The sequence below is a fragment of the Oceaniovalibus guishaninsula JLT2003 genome (assembly GCF_000299575.1).
GTDB lineage: Bacteria > Pseudomonadota > Alphaproteobacteria > Rhodobacterales > Rhodobacteraceae > Palleronia > Palleronia guishaninsula.
Genome location: NZ_AMGO01000062.1, coordinates 35,847 through 55,988, shown reverse-complemented (window position 1 = coordinate 55,988; position 20,142 = coordinate 35,847). Strand labels below are relative to the sequence as shown.

At 65.8% G+C, this 20,142-nt stretch carries 18 protein-coding genes; 2 read left to right on the top strand and 16 right to left on the bottom strand.

The window, feature by feature from the left end:
* The 16 genes from uvrC to OCGS_RS12990 form a co-directional block, all read right to left on the bottom strand.
* Positions 1–1,880: excinuclease ABC subunit UvrC (gene uvrC / locus OCGS_RS13060; protein ID WP_040611044.1), on the bottom strand; the 1,880-nt coding region annotated here is incomplete at its 3' end.
* A gap of 273 nt (positions 1,881–2,153) precedes the next feature.
* A complete protein-coding gene (locus tag OCGS_RS13055) occupies positions 2,154–2,936 on the bottom strand; it encodes an SDR family oxidoreductase (RefSeq protein WP_007427720.1) in 783 nt (260 codons plus the stop codon).
* Positions 2,933–3,880, bottom strand: a complete 948-nt coding sequence (locus tag OCGS_RS13050; protein ID WP_007427719.1) for a calcium/sodium antiporter — start codon at positions 3,878–3,880, stop codon at positions 2,933–2,935. The genes OCGS_RS13055 and OCGS_RS13050 overlap by 4 nt, the downstream gene beginning before the upstream one ends.
* Complete coding sequence (locus tag OCGS_RS15335) at positions 3,881–4,045, bottom strand: hypothetical protein (protein WP_007427718.1); 165 nt, start codon at positions 4,043–4,045, stop codon at positions 3,881–3,883. It lies immediately after the preceding gene.
* 4 nt (positions 4,046–4,049) lie between these two features.
* Positions 4,050–4,847, bottom strand: coding sequence for a S49 family peptidase (locus OCGS_RS13040; RefSeq protein ID WP_007427717.1), 798 nt, complete (start codon positions 4,845–4,847; stop codon positions 4,050–4,052).
* Between the two features lie 58 nt (positions 4,848–4,905).
* Complete coding sequence (locus OCGS_RS13035) at positions 4,906–5,667, bottom strand: MauE/DoxX family redox-associated membrane protein (protein ID WP_007427716.1); 762 nt, start codon at positions 5,665–5,667, stop codon at positions 4,906–4,908.
* Positions 5,668–5,680: 13 nt separating this feature from the next.
* Positions 5,681–6,091: a Cu(I)-responsive transcriptional regulator gene (gene cueR / locus OCGS_RS13030; RefSeq protein WP_007427715.1), complete on the bottom strand. Its 411-nt coding sequence runs from the start codon at positions 6,089–6,091 to the stop codon at positions 5,681–5,683.
* The gene (locus OCGS_RS13025; protein ID WP_007427714.1) at positions 6,088–8,385 is read right to left on the bottom strand and encodes a heavy metal translocating P-type ATPase; all 2,298 of its coding nucleotides are present in this window, start codon (positions 8,383–8,385) and stop codon (positions 6,088–6,090) included. The genes cueR and OCGS_RS13025 overlap by 4 nt, the downstream gene beginning before the upstream one ends.
* 66 nt (positions 8,386–8,451) lie before the next feature.
* On the bottom strand, positions 8,452–8,604 hold the full coding sequence (locus OCGS_RS15125; protein ID WP_007427713.1) for a hypothetical protein: 153 nt from the start codon (positions 8,602–8,604) through the stop codon (positions 8,452–8,454).
* Positions 8,601–9,965 (bottom strand): amidase, encoded by a 1,365-nt coding sequence (locus tag OCGS_RS13020; RefSeq protein ID WP_040611043.1) that lies wholly within the window; start codon positions 9,963–9,965, stop codon positions 8,601–8,603. Before OCGS_RS13020 ends, OCGS_RS15125 begins: the two co-directional genes overlap by 4 nt.
* The gene (locus tag OCGS_RS13015; RefSeq protein ID WP_007427711.1) at positions 9,955–11,373 is read right to left on the bottom strand and encodes a TRAP transporter large permease; all 1,419 of its coding nucleotides are present in this window, start codon (positions 11,371–11,373) and stop codon (positions 9,955–9,957) included. Before OCGS_RS13015 ends, OCGS_RS13020 begins: the two co-directional genes overlap by 11 nt.
* 31 nt (positions 11,374–11,404) lie before the next feature.
* Positions 11,405–11,986 (bottom strand): TRAP transporter small permease subunit, encoded by a 582-nt coding sequence (locus tag OCGS_RS13010; RefSeq protein ID WP_007427710.1) that lies wholly within the window; start codon positions 11,984–11,986, stop codon positions 11,405–11,407.
* A gap of 69 nt (positions 11,987–12,055) precedes the next feature.
* Positions 12,056–13,186 (bottom strand): TRAP transporter substrate-binding protein, encoded by a 1,131-nt coding sequence (locus tag OCGS_RS13005; protein WP_007427709.1) that lies wholly within the window; start codon positions 13,184–13,186, stop codon positions 12,056–12,058.
* 108 nt (positions 13,187–13,294) lie between these two features.
* Complete coding sequence (locus tag OCGS_RS13000; protein ID WP_007427708.1) at positions 13,295–14,356, bottom strand: TRAP transporter substrate-binding protein; 1,062 nt, start codon at positions 14,354–14,356, stop codon at positions 13,295–13,297.
* Positions 14,357–14,368: 12 nt separating this feature from the next.
* A complete protein-coding gene (locus OCGS_RS12995; protein ID WP_007427707.1) occupies positions 14,369–15,901 on the bottom strand; it encodes a TRAP transporter large permease in 1,533 nt (510 codons plus the stop codon).
* Complete coding sequence (locus OCGS_RS12990) at positions 15,898–16,392, bottom strand: TRAP transporter small permease subunit (RefSeq protein ID WP_202948665.1); 495 nt, start codon at positions 16,390–16,392, stop codon at positions 15,898–15,900. Before OCGS_RS12990 ends, OCGS_RS12995 begins: the two co-directional genes overlap by 4 nt.
* Positions 16,393–16,468: 76 nt before the next feature.
* On the opposite strand from OCGS_RS12990, the gene OCGS_RS12985 reads away from it, so the two are divergent.
* Both OCGS_RS12985 and OCGS_RS12980 read left to right on the top strand, forming a co-directional pair.
* Positions 16,469–18,088, top strand: a complete 1,620-nt coding sequence (locus OCGS_RS12985; RefSeq protein ID WP_007427705.1) for an alpha-amylase family protein — start codon at positions 16,469–16,471, stop codon at positions 18,086–18,088.
* Positions 18,089–18,154: 66 nt separating this feature from the next.
* Positions 18,155–20,140 carry an alpha-1,4-glucan--maltose-1-phosphate maltosyltransferase gene (locus tag OCGS_RS12980; RefSeq protein WP_007427704.1) on the top strand — a complete coding sequence of 662 codons (1,986 nt, stop codon included), beginning with the start codon at positions 18,155–18,157 and terminating at the stop codon, positions 20,138–20,140.
* Positions 20,141–20,142: the final 2 nt, after the last annotated feature.

The following is a 20,142-nucleotide window of genomic DNA, read 5'->3' as shown; positions in this document are numbered from 1 at the left end:
CACCCCCGTTCGTTGAAGTAGTCGTAGATCTTTTGTGCCATGCTGGCCGAGATGCCTTCGACGGCTTTCAGATCGGCCAGATCGGCGCGCGAGACGGCCTTGGCGCTGCCGAAATGCTGCAAGAGGGCGCGTTTGCGGGCGGCGCCGATGCCCGGCACATCGTCCAGCGGCGTTGCACCCACGGCCTTGGACCGTTTGGCGCGGTGGGCGCCGATGGCGAAGCGATGCGCCTCGTCCCGCAGGCGCTGGACGAAATAGAGCACCGGATCGTTGTGCCGCAGCGCCATGACAGGCTTGCCCGTGCGGTGAAACTCCTCCTTGCCGGCGTCGCGGTCGATGCCCTTGGCGACGCCGATCATGGCGATGTCATCGACCCCCAGATCGCGCATGATCGACGCCACCGCGCTGACCTGTCCCGCGCCGCCGTCGATCAGCAGCAAATCGGGCCAATGGCCTTCCTGCCGGTCGGGATCTTCCTTCAGCAAGCGCTTGAAGCGGCGGGTCAGAACCTCTTTCATCATGCCGAAATCGTCGCCGGGCGTCAGGTCGGTGCCCTTGATGTTGAACTTGCGATACTGGTTCTTCATCAGCCCCTCGGGCCCCGCCACGATCATGCCGCCCACGGCATTCGTGCCCTGGATGTGGCTGTTGTCGTAAACCTCGATCCGCTGCGGCGGCGCGTCCAGATCGAAGGCTTCGGCCAGTCCGGCCAGCAGACGGGTCTGGGTCGCGGATTCGCTCATCCTGCGCGCCAGGCTTTCGCGGGCGTTGCGCAGGGCACCGGCCACGAGATCCTTCTTTTCGCCCCGCTGGGGCACAAGGATCTGGACGCGCCGCCCCGCCTTTTCCGACAGCGCGTCCTGCATCAGGTCGCAATCCTCGATCTCGTCGGACAGCAGCAGCATGCGCGGCGGTTCGCGGGTGTCGTAGAACTGGCCGATGAAACCGGCCATCACCTCGGCCGCGTCGGCGCCGCTGCCGGTGCGCGGATAATAATCGCGGTTGCCCCAGTTCTGGTTGGCGCGGATGAAGAACACCTGCACGCAGGCTTGCCCGCCCTCCATATGCAGCGCGATCACGTCGGCTTCGGACACGCCTTCGGGGTTGATGCCTTGGCTGCCCTGCACCTGGGTCAGGGCGCGGATCCGGTCGCGCAGGGCGGCGGCGCGCTCGAACTCCATCGCGGCGCTGGCCTGCTCCATCTCGCGGGCAAGCTGGGCCTGCACCTTGGTGGTGCGGCCCTGGAGGAAGTTTTCGGCATCCTTGACCAGCGCGCGATAATCGCCTTCGCCGATCTTGCCGACGCAAGGGGCGCTGCACCGCTTGATCTGGTAAAGCAGGCAGGGCCGGGTACGGGATTCGAACATCGCATCGGTGCAGTTGCGCAGCAGGAACACGCGCTGCAACTGCGTCAGCGTCCGGTTGACCGCCCCCGCACTGGCGAAGGGGCCGTAATAATCGCCCTTCTCGGTCTTGGCGCCGCGATGCTTCTTGATCTGCGGAAAGGCATGGTCGCCGGTCACGAGGATATTCGGGAACGACTTGTCGTCGCGCAGCAGCACGTTGTAGCGGGGCTTGAGCTGCTTGATGAGGTTCTGTTCGAGCAACAGCGCCTCGGTCTCCGTCCGCGTCGTCAGGAACATCATCGACGCGGTTTCGCGGATCATGCGGGCGATGCGGGGGCTGTGCCCCGAAGGCCGGGCATAGTTCGACACCCGCGCGCGCAGGTTGCGGGCCTTGCCGACGTAAAGAACGGCCCCCTGTTCGTCCAGCATCCGGTAGACGCCCGGAGAGCTGTCGAGACTGCGCAGATAGGATTGCACGCAGGCGTGACCGCGGGGGCGGTCCTGGGACTGGGTCGTCGGATCTGATTCCGTCATCGGCTGCAACTCTACCCGGCCGGGTTCAAGGTGTAAGACATCCCCCGAAACTGTGGACAAGTCTGTGGGGCAGTCAGGGTCAACGCAGATTTATCGTGTCGGCGCGCGGACTTCATCGGTTTGCCGCTTTTTTGTGCATATCTCCAAACTATTGGAACGAAACGACATTTTATTGTCGGACGCTCGTATCCCGAAAAGTTGCGGAAACCGGGTACGATATGGGACGGCGGACAGGCGCGGCGGATAACTTTTTGTCGCACCCTCGCTAGGGGGCTATTCGACGCCCAGAATGTCGGGGGTCTGCCAGGCGAGATGCTGGCCGCCATCGACGCAAAGCAGTTGGCCGGTGACGGATCGCGCGCCAAGGAAATAATCGAGCGCGCCGCAGATCGCGGCAGGGTCCGCGCCCCGCTCGAGGATCGTGGCGGCGCGCTGGCGGGCGAAATGATCCTCGGTCTGGCGGGTGCCGCGCAGGGTCGGACCGGGGCCGATGGCGTTGACCCGGACGGCCGGGGCCAGCGCCTGCGCCGCCGTGCGCGTCAGTGCCCAGAGGCCCATCTTGGCCAGCGTGTAGGTCGCGAAGTCCGGCGTCAGCTTGCGCACGCGCTGGTCCAGCATGTTGACGGCCAGCGCGTTGGCAACGGGCTCGTCGTTTTCGTCCGTCGAGGGTTCGGGCGCCTGGGCGGCAAATGCCTGCGTCAGGAAGAAGGGCGCCTTGAGGTTCGATCCGATATGCCGGTCCCACCCCGCGACCGTGGCGGAGGCGAGGGTGTCATGCTCGAAGATCGAGGCGTTGTTGACCAGCAGCGTGAGCGGCCCGCCCAGCGCTTCCGTGGCGCGGGGGATCAGCGATGCCGTGGCATCGTCGTCCAGCAGGTCGGCCCCCAGCGCCACGGCGGTCCGGTGCATGCCGCGCAGATCGCGGACGACCTCTCCGGCCCCGTCCGACGCGCTGTTGTAGTGAACCGCCACGTCCCAGCCGTTCTGCCCCAGATGCAGCGCCATCGCACGGCCCAGCCGCGCGCCTGCGCCCGTCACGATCGCCCGTCGCGTCATGTCACCACCACCGCCAGATACCCCACGTAAAGCGCGCAGAAGATCACGCCCCAGACCCGCCCCATATGCCAGCGCAGAAGCACGAAAGGCAGCAGCAGTAGCGACGCGGCGAGCATCACCCACAGGTCGAAGGTCAGGAAGGACGGGTCGACCGGAATGTTCCCCACCAGCGATGCCAGTCCGATGATCGCCAGCAGGTTGAACATGTTCGACCCGATGACATTGCCCAGCGCCACGTCCGCCTGCCGCCGGATCGCGGCCACCACGGTCGTGGCGAGTTCGGGAAGCGACGTGCCGATGGCCACCAGCGTCAGGCCGATCACCGTGTCGCTGACGCCGAAGCGCTGCGCGATGGACGTCGCCGCGTCGATCAGCAGGCTGGCGCCCAAGGGCAGGCCGATCAGACCCAGCGCCAGATAAAGAAGGATGCGCCACCACGGCAGGTCGGGATCGGCGCCTTCGGGTTCGTCGATGGCGGGCGTTTCCCTTTCGCGCCTGCGATGCGCGCGCGCATCGCGAAACTGCCCGGTCAGCACGAAAGCCAGACCCGCCAGCAGCACAAGGCCGTGCAGCCAGGTGATCGGCCCCAGGGCGCAGACCCCGATGAAGAGCAGGCTGGCGGCCAGCATCAGGACATAGCTTTTGCGGCTGTCGCAATTCTCCATGCTCAGGCCCGAGATCAGCGCGGGCACGCCCAGCACCAGAAGGATGTTGGCGGTATTCGATCCCACGACATTGCCCAGTGCGATGCCGGGCGCGTCGTTCAGGATCGCCTGGACCGAGATCAGAAGTTCAGGCGCCGACGTTCCGAATGCCACGATGGTCAGGCTGACGATCAGGGCGGGCACGCCCAGCCGAAGCGAGGTATTCACCGCGCCCCGCACCAGCAGGTCGCCGGCCGCCAACAACAGGGCCAGCCCCAGTCCGGCAATCAGAAAATCCATTCAGCGCCGTTTCCCGCCGCAGGGGCATGGGGCGCTGCCCAGCCGATACCGGCCGCAGGCGGCGCATTTCATCGACGCCAGCTTCTTCTGGCCGGGAAAACGCAGGCGGCCGAACATGGCAAGCACGACCATGCCGATCAGGAACAGCGTGACGATCTTGATCATGCCGTCACAGCCCGAAGCGCGCGTAGGCGGCGCGATCCTCGATCCCGGCCAGCGCCGCCTCGGCCACGCCCATGCCGAGCCGCGCCAGCAGCGGGCGACGCTGGCGATAGCCGCTGAAGCGCACCTTGTCGCCGAAGCGGCGCTTCATCTCGGGAACCATGTGGCCGATGCCGTCGATCAACCCGACCGCGCGCGCGCGTTCGCCGACCCAGACCTGTCCGGTGAACAGGCCGGGATCGTCCGACAGCCGCGGGCCGCGCCGCGCCTTCACCTGCGCGATGAAGGCGTCGTGGATCTGGTCCTGCAACTGGCGCAGGCGGGCCACGTCCTGCGGATCTTCGGGGCGGAAGGGATCCAGCATGGATTTCGACCGCCCGGCCGTATAGACGCGCCGCTTGACGCCGTGACGCTCGATGAATTCGTTGAAGCCGAACCCGGCCGAGATCACGCCGATGGACCCGACGATGGACGTCGCGTCGGCAAAAATCTCGTCCGCCGCAGAGGCCAGCCAGTAACCGCCCGATGCCGCGACATCCTCGACAAAGGCGATCACGGGCACGCGCTTTTCGTCGGCCAGCCGCCGGATGCGCCCGGCGATCAGCGACGACTGGACGGGACTGCCGCCGGGGGAATTGAGCATCAGCGCCACGGCGCGGGGTCTGCCCCTGCGAAACGCCTTCTCGATCAGCGGCGCGACAGCGGCATCGTTCAGACGCCCTGCCCCGCCGGTTGCGATGATCCCTTGCAGACGGATGACGGCCACCACGGGATCGGACGACAGGAAAGGCACGAAGCGCTTCATGCCCCGCACATAAGCCGTGGCGCCCCCGCCAGCAACCCTGCCGCCGGATGCCGCATCCCTAGAAGACGCCAAGCGCCCGCAGCGGCATCCAGAGACCCATGACGATCATCATCACGTTCTCGGTCAGCGACACGAAGCCGAGCGGCACGTTGCTGTTGCCGCCCACGCAGGCGCATTTCAGTTCGCGCTTGTCGATATAGACCGCCTTGAACACCGACACCGCGCCGACCGTCCCGATGAACAATGCCACGGGCGCCGAGATCCAGACCAGCGCACCGGCCACCATCAGGATCCCCGCCAGCGCCTCGCCATAGGGATAGAGATAGCCGTAGCGTACCCAGCGCCGCGCCAGCAGGTCGTAATTGAGGAACATGGTCGAGAAGCTTTCGATGTCCTGCAACTTCTGCACGGCCAGAAAGCACATCGAGACGGCGATGAACCATTCGACTGCACGGACGGTCAGCACCGTGCCGTAGACGAACCAGCTGAGCCCCAGGGCCATCAGGAAGGCGACGCCGAAGATGGCGATGACCGGGCGATAGCTGGTCTCGCCTTCTTCGGGCACGTCCTCGCCGAAGTAGTCCCGCAGATCGTCGTAACCGCCGATCCGTTCGCCGCCGATGAAGGTCTGCGGCGTGGTATCGACGTTGTGTTTCGCCTTGAAGGCGTCGGTCTGCTCACGCGTGGTCAGGGGGTGGTCGTCCACCTCGAACCCCTTGCGTTCCAGCAGATCCTTGGATTTCAGGCCGAACGGACACAGATGGTCGGGCATGACCATGCGATAGAGTTCGGCCTGCTTGGAAATGTTGTCCTTGGGCATGGTACGTCCTCTCTCAACCGTTCGACCGCTGGGTTTCGTTTTCGGGGGCAAGGCGGTGCAGGATCGGGCAATCGGGCCGCCCGTCGCCCGCGCAGGCCGCGACCAGCCCCGACAGCGTGTCGTGCATGGCTTTCAGATCGGCGATCTTGGCCTCGATGGCGGTCAGATGGCCCTGCGCCAGACGCTTCACATCCGCGCTGGCCCGACTTCGATCCGCCCAGAGGGCAAGCAGCGTGCGGCATTCCTCGATGCTGAACCCCAGCGCGCGGGCACGGCTGAGGAAGGTCAGGCGATGCAGATCCGCCTCGGCGAACCGGCGATAGCCGTTCAGGTCACGCTGCGGCGCAATCAGGCCGATTTCCTCGTAATAGCGGATCGTCTTGGGCGGCAGATCCGACCGCGCGGCTGCTTCCTTGATGTTCATTCCGCAGGCTCCGCCACATAGCGGCTTGCCGGGGATACGGCGGGCCGCACGACGCGTCCGGCGCCGAAGCGCCGCAGCCGCAGCGCGTTGCCCAAAACGAAGACGCTCGACAGCGCCATCGCGCCCGCGGCCAGCATGGGCGACAGCAGCGTTCCCGTCAGCGGCCAAAGCACGCCTGCCGCGACCGGGATCAGCGCGGTGTTGTAGGCGAAGGCCCAGAACAGGTTCTGCCGGATGTTGCGCAAGGTGGCGCGGCTGATCGCGACCGCGCGCAGCACGCCTGCCGGATCGCCCGACATCAGCACCACGTCCGCTGCCTCGATGGCGATGTCGGTGCCGGTTCCGACCGCGATGCCGATATCGGCGGCGGCCAGCGCCGGCGCATCGTTGATCCCGTCGCCGACGAAGGCCAACGCGCCATGACGGCCGCGCAGCGCCTCGACGGTGTCGAGCTTGCCTTCGGGTGTCACCTCGGCGAACACGTCGTCGATGCCCAAACCTTCGGCCACCGCATGCGCCGTGCCCGCGTTGTCGCCCGTGACCATGGCGACCCGAAGGCCCATGCGCCGCATTTCCGCCACGACGGCGGCAGCGTTCGGCCGGACGGGATCGGCGATTTCCAGCAGGGCGACCATCCGCCCGTCCACCGCGACGCGGATCGGACTGCGCCCCGCCTGGGCCATGTCCCTTGCAGCATCGTCCAGACCGCCGGCCGCCACACCGTGCTGCACCAGATAGCGGTCGGCCCCCACAAGGACATCGTGACCGTCCACACGGCCGCGGATCCCCGCCCCGACGCCGATCTCGACGCCCTCCGCCGTGGGCGGCACGATGCCACGGTCCCCGGCGGCGGACAGGATGGCCTGGGCGGCCGGATGCTCGGACGCGGCCTCGACCGCGGCGACCAGCGCGAGGATGCGGTTTTCGTCCTCGCCCGGCACGACGCGCATGCCGGTCAGTTCGGGACGGCCGAGCGTCAATGTGCCGGTCTTGTCGAAGGCGACGACGCGCACGTCCGACAGCGTCTGCAAGGCATCGCCCTTGCGAAAGAGAACGCCCATCTCGGCCGCGCGGCCCGTGCCCACCATCACGCTGGTCGGCGTGGCCAGCCCCATCGCGCATGGACAGGCGATGATCAGGACCGACACGCCCGAGACCAGGGCCAGCGTCAGCGCGGGCTCGGGGCCGAAGACCAGCCACGCGCCGATCGTCGCCAGCGCCGCCAGCAGCACGGCAGGAACGAACCAGCGCACCACGCGGTCGGCCGCGCCCTGGATCGGCAGCTTGGCGCCCTGCGCATTCTCGACCATCCGCACGATACCCGACAGGACGGTATCCGCGCCGACGCGTTCCGCGCGGAACCGCAACATGCCCGCCCCGTTCACGGTGCCGCCGACGATGGCCGCGCCGACATCCTTCCGCACCGGATCGGGTTCGCCGGTGATCATGCTTTCGTCGATCCACGAACTTCCCGAAATCACGATACCGTCGGCCGGAATCCGTTCGCCGGGGCGCATGACGACCGTATCGCCGGGCCGGATGTCGCCGCTCTCGATCCGCACGATGACACCGTCGCGTTCGACCATCGCATCGCGCGGCTGAAGCGCCAGAAGGTTGCGGATGGCCTGCCCCGTCCGGCCCCGCGCACGCGCTTCCAGATAGCGGCCCAGCAGGATCAGCGTGACGATGACCGCCGCCGCCTCGAAATAGACGGCGCGGCTGGCGGCGGGCAGCAGCGCCGGCGCGAACAGCGCGACAGTGGAATAGCCCCATGCGGCAGCCGTGCCGAGGGCGACCAGCGCGTTCATGTCCGGCGCGCCTTTCAGCAAGGCGGGAATGCCGGTCACGAAAAACCGGCGCCCCGGCCAGACCAGCACCAGCGTGACCAGCGCGAACTGGATCAGCCAACTGGCCTGCAAGCCGATGGTCCGGTCAATCGCGCCCGCCATGCCCGGAACGAAGTGGCTGCCCATTTCAAGCACGAAGACCGGCAGCGTCAGCAGGCCGGCAATCAGCGTCTGGCGGGCCAGAAGCCGGGTCTCGGCAGTCCTGCCTTCATCGTCGCGCCGTTCATCATCCTGTCTGACGGTCGCGGGATAGCCCGCCTCGGTGACAAGGCGCGCCAGAGCGTCCGGCGCGGGCGCGTCCGCGCCGACCGCAATCTCGGCCCGGCGGGTGGCAAGGTTGACACTCGCGGCCTCGACCCCCGGCGTTCCCGCCAGCAGCCGCTCGACCCGCCCCACGCATGACGCACAGGACATTCCATCGACATTAAGCGTGACCGTTTCCTGCATCAGCCGTTCCTTCCCGTCCGCGAAACCCGAAGATAGGGGTTCCCGTAACTGGAAGGTCAAGGGCCGTCAGGACTTTCCGGCGCGCAGGCTGTCGATTCCGACCAGCAGCAGGGTCGCCCCCGCCACAATGGCAAGATCGACGCGCATCACCTCGAAGACGAGGATGCCCAGAAACCCGAGCAGGGTGCAGAACGCCAGGATCGTCAGCAAGCGGGTCATCGCGCCTCTCCTTTGGGTGACAAGGTGCGGACCAACCAGCCCGCCGTCCGCAGCAGCCGTGCGTCGCCCTCGCGCGGCCCGACAAGCTGTGCGCCCATCGGCAGGCCGTCCTGCGACTCGAACAAGGGCACCGTGACCGCGGGCATGCCGGTCATCGTCCACAGGCCGTTGAAGATCGAGTTGCCGGTGCTTTCCAGCCCCTCGGGGGCCGGGCCGGGTGCGGCGGCTGTCAGGATCGCATCGCACCGCGACAGGATTTCCTTCAGCCCGGCATGAAGGATTTCGGGCCAGTCGAGCGCGACCAGATAGTCCCGCGCGGTAATGCTGCCGCCTTCGTCCAGCGCGGCGATCATGCGCGGCGACAACGCCTCGCGGTGGCGGGCGTAACGGTCGAAGTTGCGCGCCATCTCGGCCAGGTTGATCCGTTCCCGAATCCGAACGGCGTCGTCATAGAGGGGCGGAAGCGTCACCTCGAAACATCGGTCGCCCAGATGATCGGCAAGTTCGTCCAGCGCGGCGGCCATGTCGGGATGGACCGCCTCCTCCCAGCCCGGCATCCGCAACAGGGCAAGGGTGGGCGTGACGGGGGGCCTGGCGCGCGCGGTTTCCAGCAGACGGGGACCGGGACCGGGCCGCATGGCGGGGTCGCGCGGATCGTGACCGAACAGCGCGTCACCCAACAGAGCGGCATCCGCGACGGACGACGCGAATACCCCGATTGTATCGAGCGTCTGGGACTGGCGCAAAACGCCCGCGCGTGAAATGCGCCCGAAGGTGGGCTTGTAGCCGACGCAGCCGCAGAACGATGCCGGGCGGATGACCGAACCGCCGGTCTGCGTGCCGATAGCCAGCGGAGCCATGCGGGACGCGACCGCCGCCGCCGATCCGCTGGACGATCCGCCCGGCGTATGGCCGCCATTCACCGGGTTCCGCGTCTTGCCGGGATGCATGAAGGCCAGCTCGGCCGTCACCGTCTTGCCGGCGATGATCGCGCCCGCCGCCCGAAGGCGCGCGATGCAGGTCGCGTCCTCGCTGGCGATACGGGCATCGTCGATCGGCGTGCCGTTCCCGGTCGGCATCCGGGCCACGTCGATCACGTCCTTCACCGCGACCGGCAGGCCATGCAGCGCGCCCAGCGGCCGGCCCGCGCGCCGGTCGGCATCCAGACGCCGCGCCTGCGCGATCATGTCGTCGCCGTCGAGAAAGGCCCAGGCCCCGATGGCGGGCTCGCGTGCCTCGATCTGGGTCAGAAAGGCATTCGCCACTTCCTCGGCGCTCAGCGCGCCCGCGGCGATGCGGTCGCGCAGGTCGGTCGCCGTCAGGGTGACGACCGGCACCCTGTTCGCGCCCTCACGCCCCATAGAACATCTCGGGCAGGTTATAGACCACGCCGGGGAAGTTGTAGACGATGATCATCGACAGGATGACCATGAACAGGAACGGCATGATGCCCTTGAAGATCATGGTCAGTTGCACTTCGGGCGGCGCGATCCCCTTGAGGTAATAGGCCGACATGGCCATCGGCGGCGTCAGGAAGGACGTTTGCAGGTTCAGTGCCACGAGGATGCCGAAGAACAGCGGATCGACGCCGAACAGTTCCAGCAGCGGCAGGAAGATTGGCACGAAGATGATGATGATCTCGGACCATTCCAGAGGCCAGCCCAGCAGGAAGATGATGATCTGCGCCAGGATCAGGAATTGCAGCGGGGTCAGGTCCATCCCCTGCACGAAGTCGCTGATGATGTGTTCGCCGCCCAGATACGAGAAGACCGACGAGAAGGTGTAGCTGCCGACGAACAGCCAGCAGACCATCGCCGTCGTCCGCACCGTCAGATAGACGCTTTCCTGCAATCGTAGGAAGGTCATCGCGCGATAGGCGACGGCCAGCACGATGCCGCCCAGCGCGCCGATGGCAGCGGCTTCGGTCGGGGTAGCGAGCCCGAACAGGATGGAGCCCAGCACGGCAAGGATCAGGACGGCCAGCGGGAAGAACGACGTGATCAGCATCCAGATCAGGCGGCCCGCCGGGACATCGGGCACCTCGTCGTCAGTCGGGCGCGGGGCGACCTTCGGCTGAAGGATCGACCGTCCGACGACATAGAGCAGATAGAGCCCCACGAGGATCAGGCCCGGCAGGATCGCCGCCGCGTAAAGCCGCACGATCGACACGCCCGAAGCGGCGGCATAAACGATCAGCATGATCGACGGTGGGATCAGGATGCCCAGCGTTCCCCCCGCACAGATGATCCCGGCCGCGAAGGACGGATCGTAGCGCGCCTTGAGCATCTGCGGCAGCGCCAGCATGCCCATTAGCGTCACCACCGCCCCGACGATGCCCGTCGCCGTGGCGAACAGGGCGCAGGTGATCAGCGCGGCGACCCCCATCGACCCCGGCACGTTTTTCGATGCGATGTTCAGCGACCCGAACAGGCGATCCACGATGTTCGACCGCTCGACAATATATCCCATGAACAGGAACAACGGGATCGCCGTCAGAACCTCGTTCGACATCACCGTGTAGGTCTGGTTGACGAGCAGGTCGAAGATGCGGTTGTTCAGAAACCCCTCGAACCACAACCGCCAGCTTTCCAACGCGCCGGCATCGTCGCCCAGCCGGTCGAAGGCACGCCACATCCGGCCTTCGTCGTAATAGGCGAAGTAGCCATAGAACAGGCCCAGCGCCATCAGCGTGAACGCGATGGGGAAGCCCAGAAAGACCAGCACGATGAAGATGGCCAGCATGGAAAGCGCGGCCTGGGGGTCGGTCACTGTCGGCAACTCCGATAGGGGAAAACGGACGTCATTCCATGTCGGGGTGATGACCCGCCGCGCGGTTCATCGCCAGAACCTCGGTTTCCTCGACATCCTCGGCGGCGGCGGGCCAGACGCCATCCCGCAGGGCGATGATGCAGCGGAAGACCTGCGCGATCCCCTGGATGAACAGCAGGATACCGGCCACGACGATCACGGACTTGAATTGATAGATCGGGATGCCGGCGGGGCTGTTGACGCTGACCTCGCCGTAACCCCAGGACCGCGAGGCATATTTCCAGCCCGCGAAGATCAGCGCGAGGATGCCGGGAAAGAAGAAGACCAGATAGAGCACCAGATCGACGCCTGCCTGAACCCGGATCGGCCAGAGGCGATAGAGGAAGTCGCCGCGCACATGGCCGCCGCGCGACAGGGTGTAGGCGCCGCCGATCATGAACAGCGTGCCGTACATGATGAACGACACGTCCAGCGACCAGGGGGTCGGGCTGTTGAGAACGTAGCGCACGAACACTTCATAGCTGACCCCGAACGTCATCAAGATCACCAGCCAGCCGAACACCTTGCCGAAAGCGGCCGACAGGGCATCGGCGAATGCGATGTAACGGGACACGTCCTAATCCGTTCTGCACGCGGCTGCCGGCGACCCGCTAAAGGGCCGCCGGTCCGTCGCCGGAAGTGCTCAGAGTTTCAGCTTGCCGGGGAAGTAGTGTTCATAGGCCAGCGCGTAATCGGGCGCGTTCATCAGCTCGTAATAGGTGACAAGCTCGGTCCATGCGCGCTGGCTGTCGAGAACACGCTTCATGAACTCGTCGGCTTCAAGTTCGGGAATCAGCTTGTCCCATGCCTCGATCTGGGCGGCCAGGATTTCATTCGAGGTGCGGTGGACGGTGACGCCCGAATTTTCCTGGAACCACTTGAGATCTTCGGAATAGCGCCGCATCGCCTTGGCGGTGTTGGCGGTCGATACCGCCTCGACCGCGTATTTCAGAATCGCCTGATGCGCGGGGTCGAGATCTTCGAGGAAGTCCCTGTTGAACAGGAACTCGAAGCTTTCGGACGCCTGATGATAGGATCCGAGATAGTAGTTCTTGGCCACGTCCTGCGCGCCGAAATCCCTGTCGGAAGACGGGTTGTTAAATTCGAACGCGTCGATAACGCCCCGTTCCATCGCGGGAACGATCTCGCCGCCCGGAAGCTGCGCGACGCTCATTCCCATCGACTGCATCAGATCGGCCGCAAGACCCACGGTGCGATACTTGAAGCCCTGAATGTCGTCGACGGTGTTCACTTCGTTCTTGAACCAGCCGAAGGGCTGCGCCGGCATCGGGAAGGCCATGTAGCCGACGATGTTCAGGCCCATGATGTCCTGCGTCAGCTCGCGATAGAATTCGGCGCCGCCGCCTTCGTAGAACCACGACAGCATCGTTCCCGCCGACCCGCCGAAAACCGGACCCGTGCCGAAAAGCGATGCCGCCTTGTTCTTGCCATACCAATAGACGGGAACGTCATGGCCGGCATCCAGGATGCCGTCGTTCACCGCGTCCAGAACTTGAAAGGCGCCCACCACGGCGCCCGCCGGCAGCAGGTCGATCGTCAGCGATCCGCCCGACATCTCCTCGACCCGGTTGGCGTAATCCTGCGCCATCTCCTGCCAGATGTTGGAAGACGGCCAGGCCGTCTGCATCTTGATGACCATCGGGCTTTGCGCCAGAACGGCGGGCGCGGCCAGCATGGCGCCAGTCGCGGCACCCCCGGCCATCGCGCCACGGGTCAGGAAAGACCGGCGCGAATAGGCTGACTTGTCGGACATCTCATCCTCCCAGATGTTGCGGTGGCCGCGCGTTCCGGCGACCTTGCAGGGCACCTTGGACAGTGTTGCCGGACCGTGCAAGCCTTTCGTCGCGCGGCCCCCTGGCCGTCAGTCGCGCCCGGCCAGCATCGGCAGCGTCATCGCCGCGGCATAATCGCGCGCCTGCGCCAGATAGGCGTCATAGCTTTCGCGCACACGCGCCACGTCGTCCGACTGCGCCGTCAACTCGTCCTGCACTTCGGCCCAGGCATCGCGCATCGCGGCGACGACGTCGTCGGGAAAGGCCAGAAACTCCACCCCTTCCCGTTTCAGGTCGGCCATGGCCAGCGCGTTGTAATAGTCGAACTGGGCATGGTTTTCCAACGCGGCGGCATGGGCCGCATTCTTGCAGATCGCCTGAAGATCGGCCGGCAGGCTGTCCCAGGCATCCTTGTTGAAGACCACGGCCAGACCGGCCCCCGGTTCGTTGAAGGCGGGCAGATAGCACAGGTTGGTGATCTTTTGCAGCCCGAAGGCCTGATCCAGCATCGGGCCGACCCATTCGGCGGCGTCGATGGCACCCGACTGCATCGCCTGGAAAATCTCGGGCGGGGGCATCAGCACGGCGTTGACGCCCAGCTTGCGGTAGATCTCGGCCCCCAGCCCGGCGATGCGCATGTTCAGGCCCTGAAGGCTGTCCAGCCCTTCGACCCGGTTCTTGAACCAGCCGCCCGACTGGGTGTTCGAGTTGCCCGAATAGAACGGGACCAGATCGCGTTCGGCATAGACCTCGTTCCACAGATCCTGACCGCCGCCATGTTCCAGCCATGCAACATGTTCGTTGCTGGTCATCCCGAAGGGAACGGCGGTGAACCAGTGGAGCGCCGGGTTCTTGCCGGCCGCGTAATAGGTCGGCCCGTGTCCCGCCTCGGCATTGCCCTGCTGCACGGCATCCTCGACCGCGAAGGGCGGCACAAGTTCGCCCGCGCCGTAGACGGTGAAGGTCAGCCGCCCGTTCGACATCGCGGCGACCTTGTCGGCGAAGTTGGTGACGTTGGTGCCGACGCCTGGCGCGTTCTTGGGAAAGGCGGTGGGCAGCTTCCACTGCATGTTGCCCTGCGCGATGGCGGGCGCGGCCAGCGGCAGCGCCGCGGCCCCCGCGCCGACGGCGATGAAATCCCTGCGCTTCATGTCGTTTCCCCCCTAGAAGATCAGTCCGGGCAGCCATGTGGCCAGTTCCGGCCATGCGATCAGAATGCCGATCGCCAAAATCTGCAAGCCCACGAAGGGCGCGACGCCCAGATAGATGTCCGCCGTGCTGATGTCGCGCGGCGCGGCCGAGCGGAAATAGAACAGCGCGAACCCGAAAGGCGGCGTCAGGAAGGAAGTTTGCAGGTTCATCGCCAGAAGGACGCCGAAGAAGACCGGACTGATGTCGCCGCCCAGGATCGGCGGGCCGAGCAGCGGGACGACGATATAGATGATCTCGACCGCCTCCAGCATGAAGCCCAACAGGAAGACGACCAGCATGACCATCGCCAGCGCCGTCCCGGTGCCGCCCGGAAGGTCGGCGATCGCCAGCGACACCCATTCGTCGCCGCCGAACCCGCGAAAGACCAGGCTGAGCATCGAGGCGGCGACGACGATGCCGAAGACCATGCCGCTGATCCTGACGGTTTCGTCCACTGCGCCGGCCAGGATCCGGCCCCGCCACAGCCGCCAACCCGCCCAGAGGACGCCCGCCGCGATCACCAGCGCGGCGAGCATCGCAAGCGCGCCCGCCGCCGTCGCCAGGCCGCGCCCCGCATCGCCGATCCGCAACGCGACCAGCGCCAGCGAGGCGATGCCGGCCCCGACGATCAGCCGGCGGCCCCATCGCCCCGCCAGCCCGTGCCCCGCCAGCAGCAGCGCGCCGACGGCACCCAGGCCGGCGGCTTCGGTCGTCGTGGCGACGCCTGCCAGGATCGAGCCCAGGACCGCGACGATCAGCAGGATCGGCGGCAGGAAGGTGAAGGCCAGCACACGCGCCGGAACCGTCCGGCGGTCCAGCAACGGCACGCCCCGGCCCGGTCGCAACGTCAGCGCAATAAATACTGCATAGAGCGCCACCAGCATCAGCCCCGGCATCAGGGCGCCGGCAAAGAGATCGCCGACGGAAACCGGATCGGGCGCGAAGTTGCCCGCCCGCTGCTGCGCTTCGAGATAGGTATTGCCGATCTGGTCGCCCAGCAGGACCAGCAGGATCGAGGGCGGGATGATCTGGCCCAGCGTCCCGCTGGCGCAGATGATGCCGGCCGACAGACGCTTGGGGATGCCCGCCTCGCGCATGGCGGGCAGGCCGATCAGCACCAGCATCACCACCGTCGCCCCGATGATGCCTGTCGCCGCCGCGATCAGGGTCGAGAACGCCAGGATCGCCAGCGCGATGCCGCGCGGGCTGCCGCGCACAAGGTCGTTCAGCACGCCCAGCATCCTTTGCGCCAGTCCGGACCGTTCCAGCAGCACCCCCATCAGCACGAAAAGCGGCACCGCCATCAGCAGGGTGTTCGACATGATCCCCCACACCCGCGCGGGAAAGAACGACAGGAAGGTCAGGTCGAACACACCGAAGACGGACCCCAGAAGGGCCGCGACGAAGGGCACCCCGGCAATGGCCAGCATGGCGGGAATGCCCGACAGGATCCCGGCGAAAAGGCTGCCGATCATCAATAGCAGCGCAATCTCGTTGCCGGTCATGCGGCATCCCCGCGTATGTTGGCGGCGATGCCTTGCACGATGGTCAGCAGGGCGGCGACGGGCAGCGCCGTCTTGACGACGAACAATCCGCCCAGCCCGCCGGTTTCGACGGATGCTTCGCGGATCGCCCAGCTATAGCGCAATTCGGGCCAGTAGGCCCAGACGACCAGCCCGAAGACCGGGATCAGGAACGCCGCCAGCGCGACCCTGTCGGCGGTGCGGCGATAGAGGGGCGACAGGCGTTCCGAAAGAACCTCGACCCGCACATGACCGTTCTGCGCCAGACAGACGGGAATGCTGAACGCCACCAGAACCGCGAAGGCATAGGTCGCGGCATCCTGAAGCTCGACAAAGCCCGCTCCGAAGGCATAGCGCAGCACCACGATGCCGAGGACGAGGCCGGTCAGGCCGACCGCCGCCACCCCGCACAGGATCCTGGCAGCCATGTCCAGCCAGCCGCAGACCTTCAGATAGCCGCCGATCATTGTCATGCCCCGTGTTTCGCGGGCAATCTGATCGGACCGGACGGGCGGCGCAAGCGCCCGCAGACCGAAGGAGAGGGTTCCGATGCTGGATCTATGGTACAAGAACGCCGTCATCTACTGCCTGGATGTCGAGACGTTCATGGACGGCGACGGCGACGGAACAGGCGACTTTCGCGGCCTGACGGACCGGCTGGCCTATCTCGAAGGGCTGGGTGTCACGACGCTGTGGCTCAACCCGTTCTATCCCAGCCCCAACAGGGACAACGGGTACGACATCACCGATTTCTACAATGTCGATCCGGCCTTCGGCAGTCTGGGACATTTCGTCGAGTTCAGCCGCGCCGCGCGGGATCACGGGATGAAGGTGATGGTCGATCTGGTGTGCAACCACACATCGGTCGATCACCCGTGGTTCCAAAGCGCGCGCGACCCCGACAGCCCCTATCGCGACTGGTATGTCTGGAGCCGCGACAAACCGGACGACATCGCCAAGGGCATCATCTTTCCCGGCGTGCAGGAAGCGGTCTGGACGCATGACGACAAGGCAGGCGCCTGGTACATGCACCGCTTCTATTCGCATCAGGCCGACCTCAACATCGCCAACCCCCTGGTGCGCGAGGAAATCCTGCGGATCATGGGCTGCTGGCTGGAACTGGGGGTCGAGGGGTTTCGCATCGACGCCGTGCCGTTCCTGATCGAATACGAAGGGCTGGACGAAGAACCCGACCGCGACCCGCTGTTGCTGCTGTCCGAGATGCGCGATTTCCTGGCGTGGCGAAAGGCGGGCGCGATCATGCTGGCCGAGGCGAACGTGCCGCGCGACAGCGTGGACGATTACTTCGGCGGCCGTGCGTTCCATGCCGACGAACGCATGCACATGCTGTTCGACTTTCCGTTGAATCAGCGCATGTGGCTGGCCTTCGTGCGCGGCGATGCCGAACCGATCCGCGAGGCCCTGCGAACGCGGCCGCCCTGCGCCGGGTTGCAGGCCCAGTGGGCCGTGTTCCTGCGCAACCACGACGAACTGAGCCTCGACAAGCTGAGCGATGCCGAGCGGGAGGAGGTCTTCGCCGCGCTGGCGCCCGACGAGTCGATGCGCATCTACGGACGAGGCATCCGACGGCGGCTGGCGCCGATGCTGGGCCACGACCGCGCGCGGCTGGACCTTGCGCATTCGCTGCTGTTCGCGCTGCCGGGAACGCCCGTCATGTGGTATGGCGACGAGATCGGGATGGGCGAGAATGCAGACCTGAACGAGCGCAATCCGGTCCGCACCCCGATGCAGTGGTCGGATGGCGAGAATGGCGGCTTTTCCAGCGCCTCGCGGCTGGCCCGTTCCATCGCCACCGAACCGGGAGGGCCGCAGACGGCGAACGTCGCCGACCAGCGGGGCGATCCGCATTCGCTGGTGTCGCTGGTCCAGCGACTTGTGCGCGAACGCCGTTCGGCCGTCGAGATCGGCTGGGGCGGCGCAGAGATCCTCGATGCGGGCGACAGCGCCGTTCTGGCGCTGTTGTCACAGTGGAAGGCGGGCCGCGTCCTGACGCTGCACAACCTTTCCGCCGAACGACGCGAAGTCCGCCTTGATCCGCAACTATTGACAGGCGCGCGCGTTCTGGTCGCCGCCAGCGGGGGATCCGAGGCCCCGGATCGCCATCTGGATCCCTATGGCTGGCGCTGGATACGCCTTGCCGACGCCTGAACCGATGGAACGACCCCATGCCTGCCGCGTTCCGCAGCGGGATGCCCAACAAGAGGACGTGATTGCATGAAGCCGCCGAAGGTCGATTCCGCCGCCATGAGCCGCCTGAGCGGGCTTGCGGCAAACCGCATGGCAATCGAGGCGATCGACCCGGAAATCGACGCCGGACGGTTCGCAGCAAAAGCCGTCATCGACCGTCCCTTCGTGGTCGAGGCGGATCTTTTTGGCGACGGTCACGAGGTGTTCGGCGCCAGCGTCATGTCCCGGCAGGCTGGCGGCAAGACCTGGACCGAAGCGCGCATGCGCCATGTCGAGAACGACCGTTGGCGCGCGACGCTGACCTTCGATCAGTTGGGCCGCCACGAATATACCATCCTCGCCTGGCGGGACCTGTTCGCCGCCTGGCGGCGCGATACGGCAAAGAAGATCGCGGCCGGGCAGGATGTCGGCGTCGAGATCCAGGAAGCCCTTGAAATCCTCGACCGGGCCGAGGCAAAGGGTGCCGACCTGCGGGCGCTAAAATCGCTGCGCAAGGCGGCCAGTGGCAAGAATGCGCAGGACGCCTTAATGTCGGACGAAACGGCCGATCTGATGGACCGCATCGGACCGCGCGCGAACCTGACGCAATACGACCGAGATCTGCCCGTCTGGGTGGATCGCGAACTCGCCGCGTTCAGCGCCTGGTATGAACTTTTCCCTCGCTCGACCGGGCCCGAAGGCCAGCACGGCACGTTCCGCACGGTGATCGATCGGCTGGATTACGTGAAGGATCTGGGATTCGACGTTCTCTACTTCCCGCCGATCCACCCTATCGGGCGCACAAACCGCAAGGGCAAAAACAACTCGCTGAAGGCGGAACCGGACGATATCGGCAGCCCCTACGCCATCGGATCGGAGGATGGCGGGAACATGGACGTCCATCCGCAACTGGGCACGTTGGACGATTTCGACGCGCTGGTCGCGGCAGCGGCGGACAAGGGCCTCGAGATTGCGATCGACGTGGCCTTGAACGCGTCGCCCGATCATCCGTGGGTGAAAGAACATCCCGACTGGTTCGAGCGGCGGCCCGACGGCACGATCAAATACGCCGAGAACCCGCCGAAGAAATACGAAGATATTGTCAACTTCCGGTACTACCTGGACAATGGCGACCCCAACAGGCCGTTCTGGATCGCCATTCGCGACATGTTCTTGTTCTGGGCGTCGCACGGGGTGCTGTGCTTCCGCGTGGACAACCCCCATACCAAACCCTTCCCGTTCTGGGAGTGGATCATCGACGAGGTTCACGCCCGCCATCCCGAAGCGATCTTCCTGTCCGAAGCCTTCACCCGGCCCAAGGTGATGAAGCGGCTGGCGAAGGTGGGTTTCAACCAATCCTACAGTTATTTCACCTGGCGCAACACCAAGGACGAACTGACGGAATATCTGACCGAGTTGACGACCGAAGAATGCCGCCACACCATGCGGCCGAACTTCTTCGTCAACACGCCCGACATCAACCCGATCTTCCTTCAGTCCAGCGGGCGGGCGGGCTTCCGTACTCGTGCGATTCTCGCGGCATCGCTGGCGGGCAACTGGGGCCTCTATTCGGGATTCGAGCTTTGCGAGGGAACGCCGTTGCCGGGGCGCGAGGAATATCTCGACAGCGAGAAGTATCAGCTTCGGCACCGCGACTTCGACGCGCCCGGCAACATCAAGGACGACATCCGCCTGATCAACCGCGTCCGGCGCGATCAACCCGCCATGCGCGATTTTACCAACCTGCGTTTTTATCCGGCGCATGACGACCGGGTCATGTGGTACGGACGCCTCGACCCCGCGACCGACAATTACGTGTTCTTCCACGTCCTGCTGGACCCTCATGCCGGGGCCGAGTTCGGGTTCGAGGTGCCCATGTGGGAGTTCGGTCTTCCCGACGAAGCCTCGATCGAGGTGGAGGATCTGATCCACGGCAACCGGTTCACATGGCACGGCAAGCATCATACGCTGCGCCTAGACCCGGATGAGCGCCCCTATGCCATCTGGCGATTGATCCCGCCCGGAAAGGCCTGAGA

Excerpts from the sequence above, each read along its gene's own strand:
- OCGS_RS13055 (WP_007427720.1), bottom strand. The coding sequence starts at position 2,936 with ATGACGCGACGGGCGATCGTGACGGGCGCAGGCGCGCGGCTGGGCCGT.
- OCGS_RS12985 (WP_007427705.1), top strand. The coding sequence starts at position 16,469 with ATGCTGGATCTATGGTACAAGAACGCCGTCATCTACTGCCTGGATGTC.
- OCGS_RS12995 (WP_007427707.1), bottom strand. The coding sequence starts at position 15,901 with ATGACCGGCAACGAGATTGCGCTGCTATTGATGATCGGCAGCCTTTTC.
- OCGS_RS15335 (WP_007427718.1), bottom strand. The coding sequence starts at position 4,045 with ATGATCAAGATCGTCACGCTGTTCCTGATCGGCATGGTCGTGCTTGCC.
- OCGS_RS13025 (WP_007427714.1), bottom strand. The coding sequence starts at position 8,385 with ATGCAGGAAACGGTCACGCTTAATGTCGATGGAATGTCCTGTGCGTCA.
- cueR (WP_007427715.1), bottom strand. The coding sequence starts at position 6,091 with ATGAACATCAAGGAAGCAGCCGCGCGGTCGGATCTGCCGCCCAAGACG.
- OCGS_RS12980 (WP_007427704.1), top strand. The coding sequence starts at position 18,155 with ATGAAGCCGCCGAAGGTCGATTCCGCCGCCATGAGCCGCCTGAGCGGG.
- OCGS_RS13020 (WP_040611043.1), bottom strand. The coding sequence starts at position 9,965 with ATGGGGCGTGAGGGCGCGAACAGGGTGCCGGTCGTCACCCTGACGGCG.
- OCGS_RS13040 (WP_007427717.1), bottom strand. The coding sequence starts at position 4,847 with ATGAAGCGCTTCGTGCCTTTCCTGTCGTCCGATCCCGTGGTGGCCGTC.
- OCGS_RS13005 (WP_007427709.1), bottom strand. The coding sequence starts at position 13,186 with ATGTCCGACAAGTCAGCCTATTCGCGCCGGTCTTTCCTGACCCGTGGC.
- OCGS_RS13035 (WP_007427716.1), bottom strand. The coding sequence starts at position 5,667 with ATGCCCAAGGACAACATTTCCAAGCAGGCCGAACTCTATCGCATGGTC.
- OCGS_RS12990 (WP_202948665.1), bottom strand. The coding sequence starts at position 16,392 with ATGACAATGATCGGCGGCTATCTGAAGGTCTGCGGCTGGCTGGACATG.
- OCGS_RS15125 (WP_007427713.1), bottom strand. The coding sequence starts at position 8,604 with ATGACCCGCTTGCTGACGATCCTGGCGTTCTGCACCCTGCTCGGGTTT.
- OCGS_RS13000 (WP_007427708.1), bottom strand. The coding sequence starts at position 14,356 with ATGAAGCGCAGGGATTTCATCGCCGTCGGCGCGGGGGCCGCGGCGCTG.
- OCGS_RS13050 (WP_007427719.1), bottom strand. The coding sequence starts at position 3,880 with ATGGATTTTCTGATTGCCGGACTGGGGCTGGCCCTGTTGTTGGCGGCC.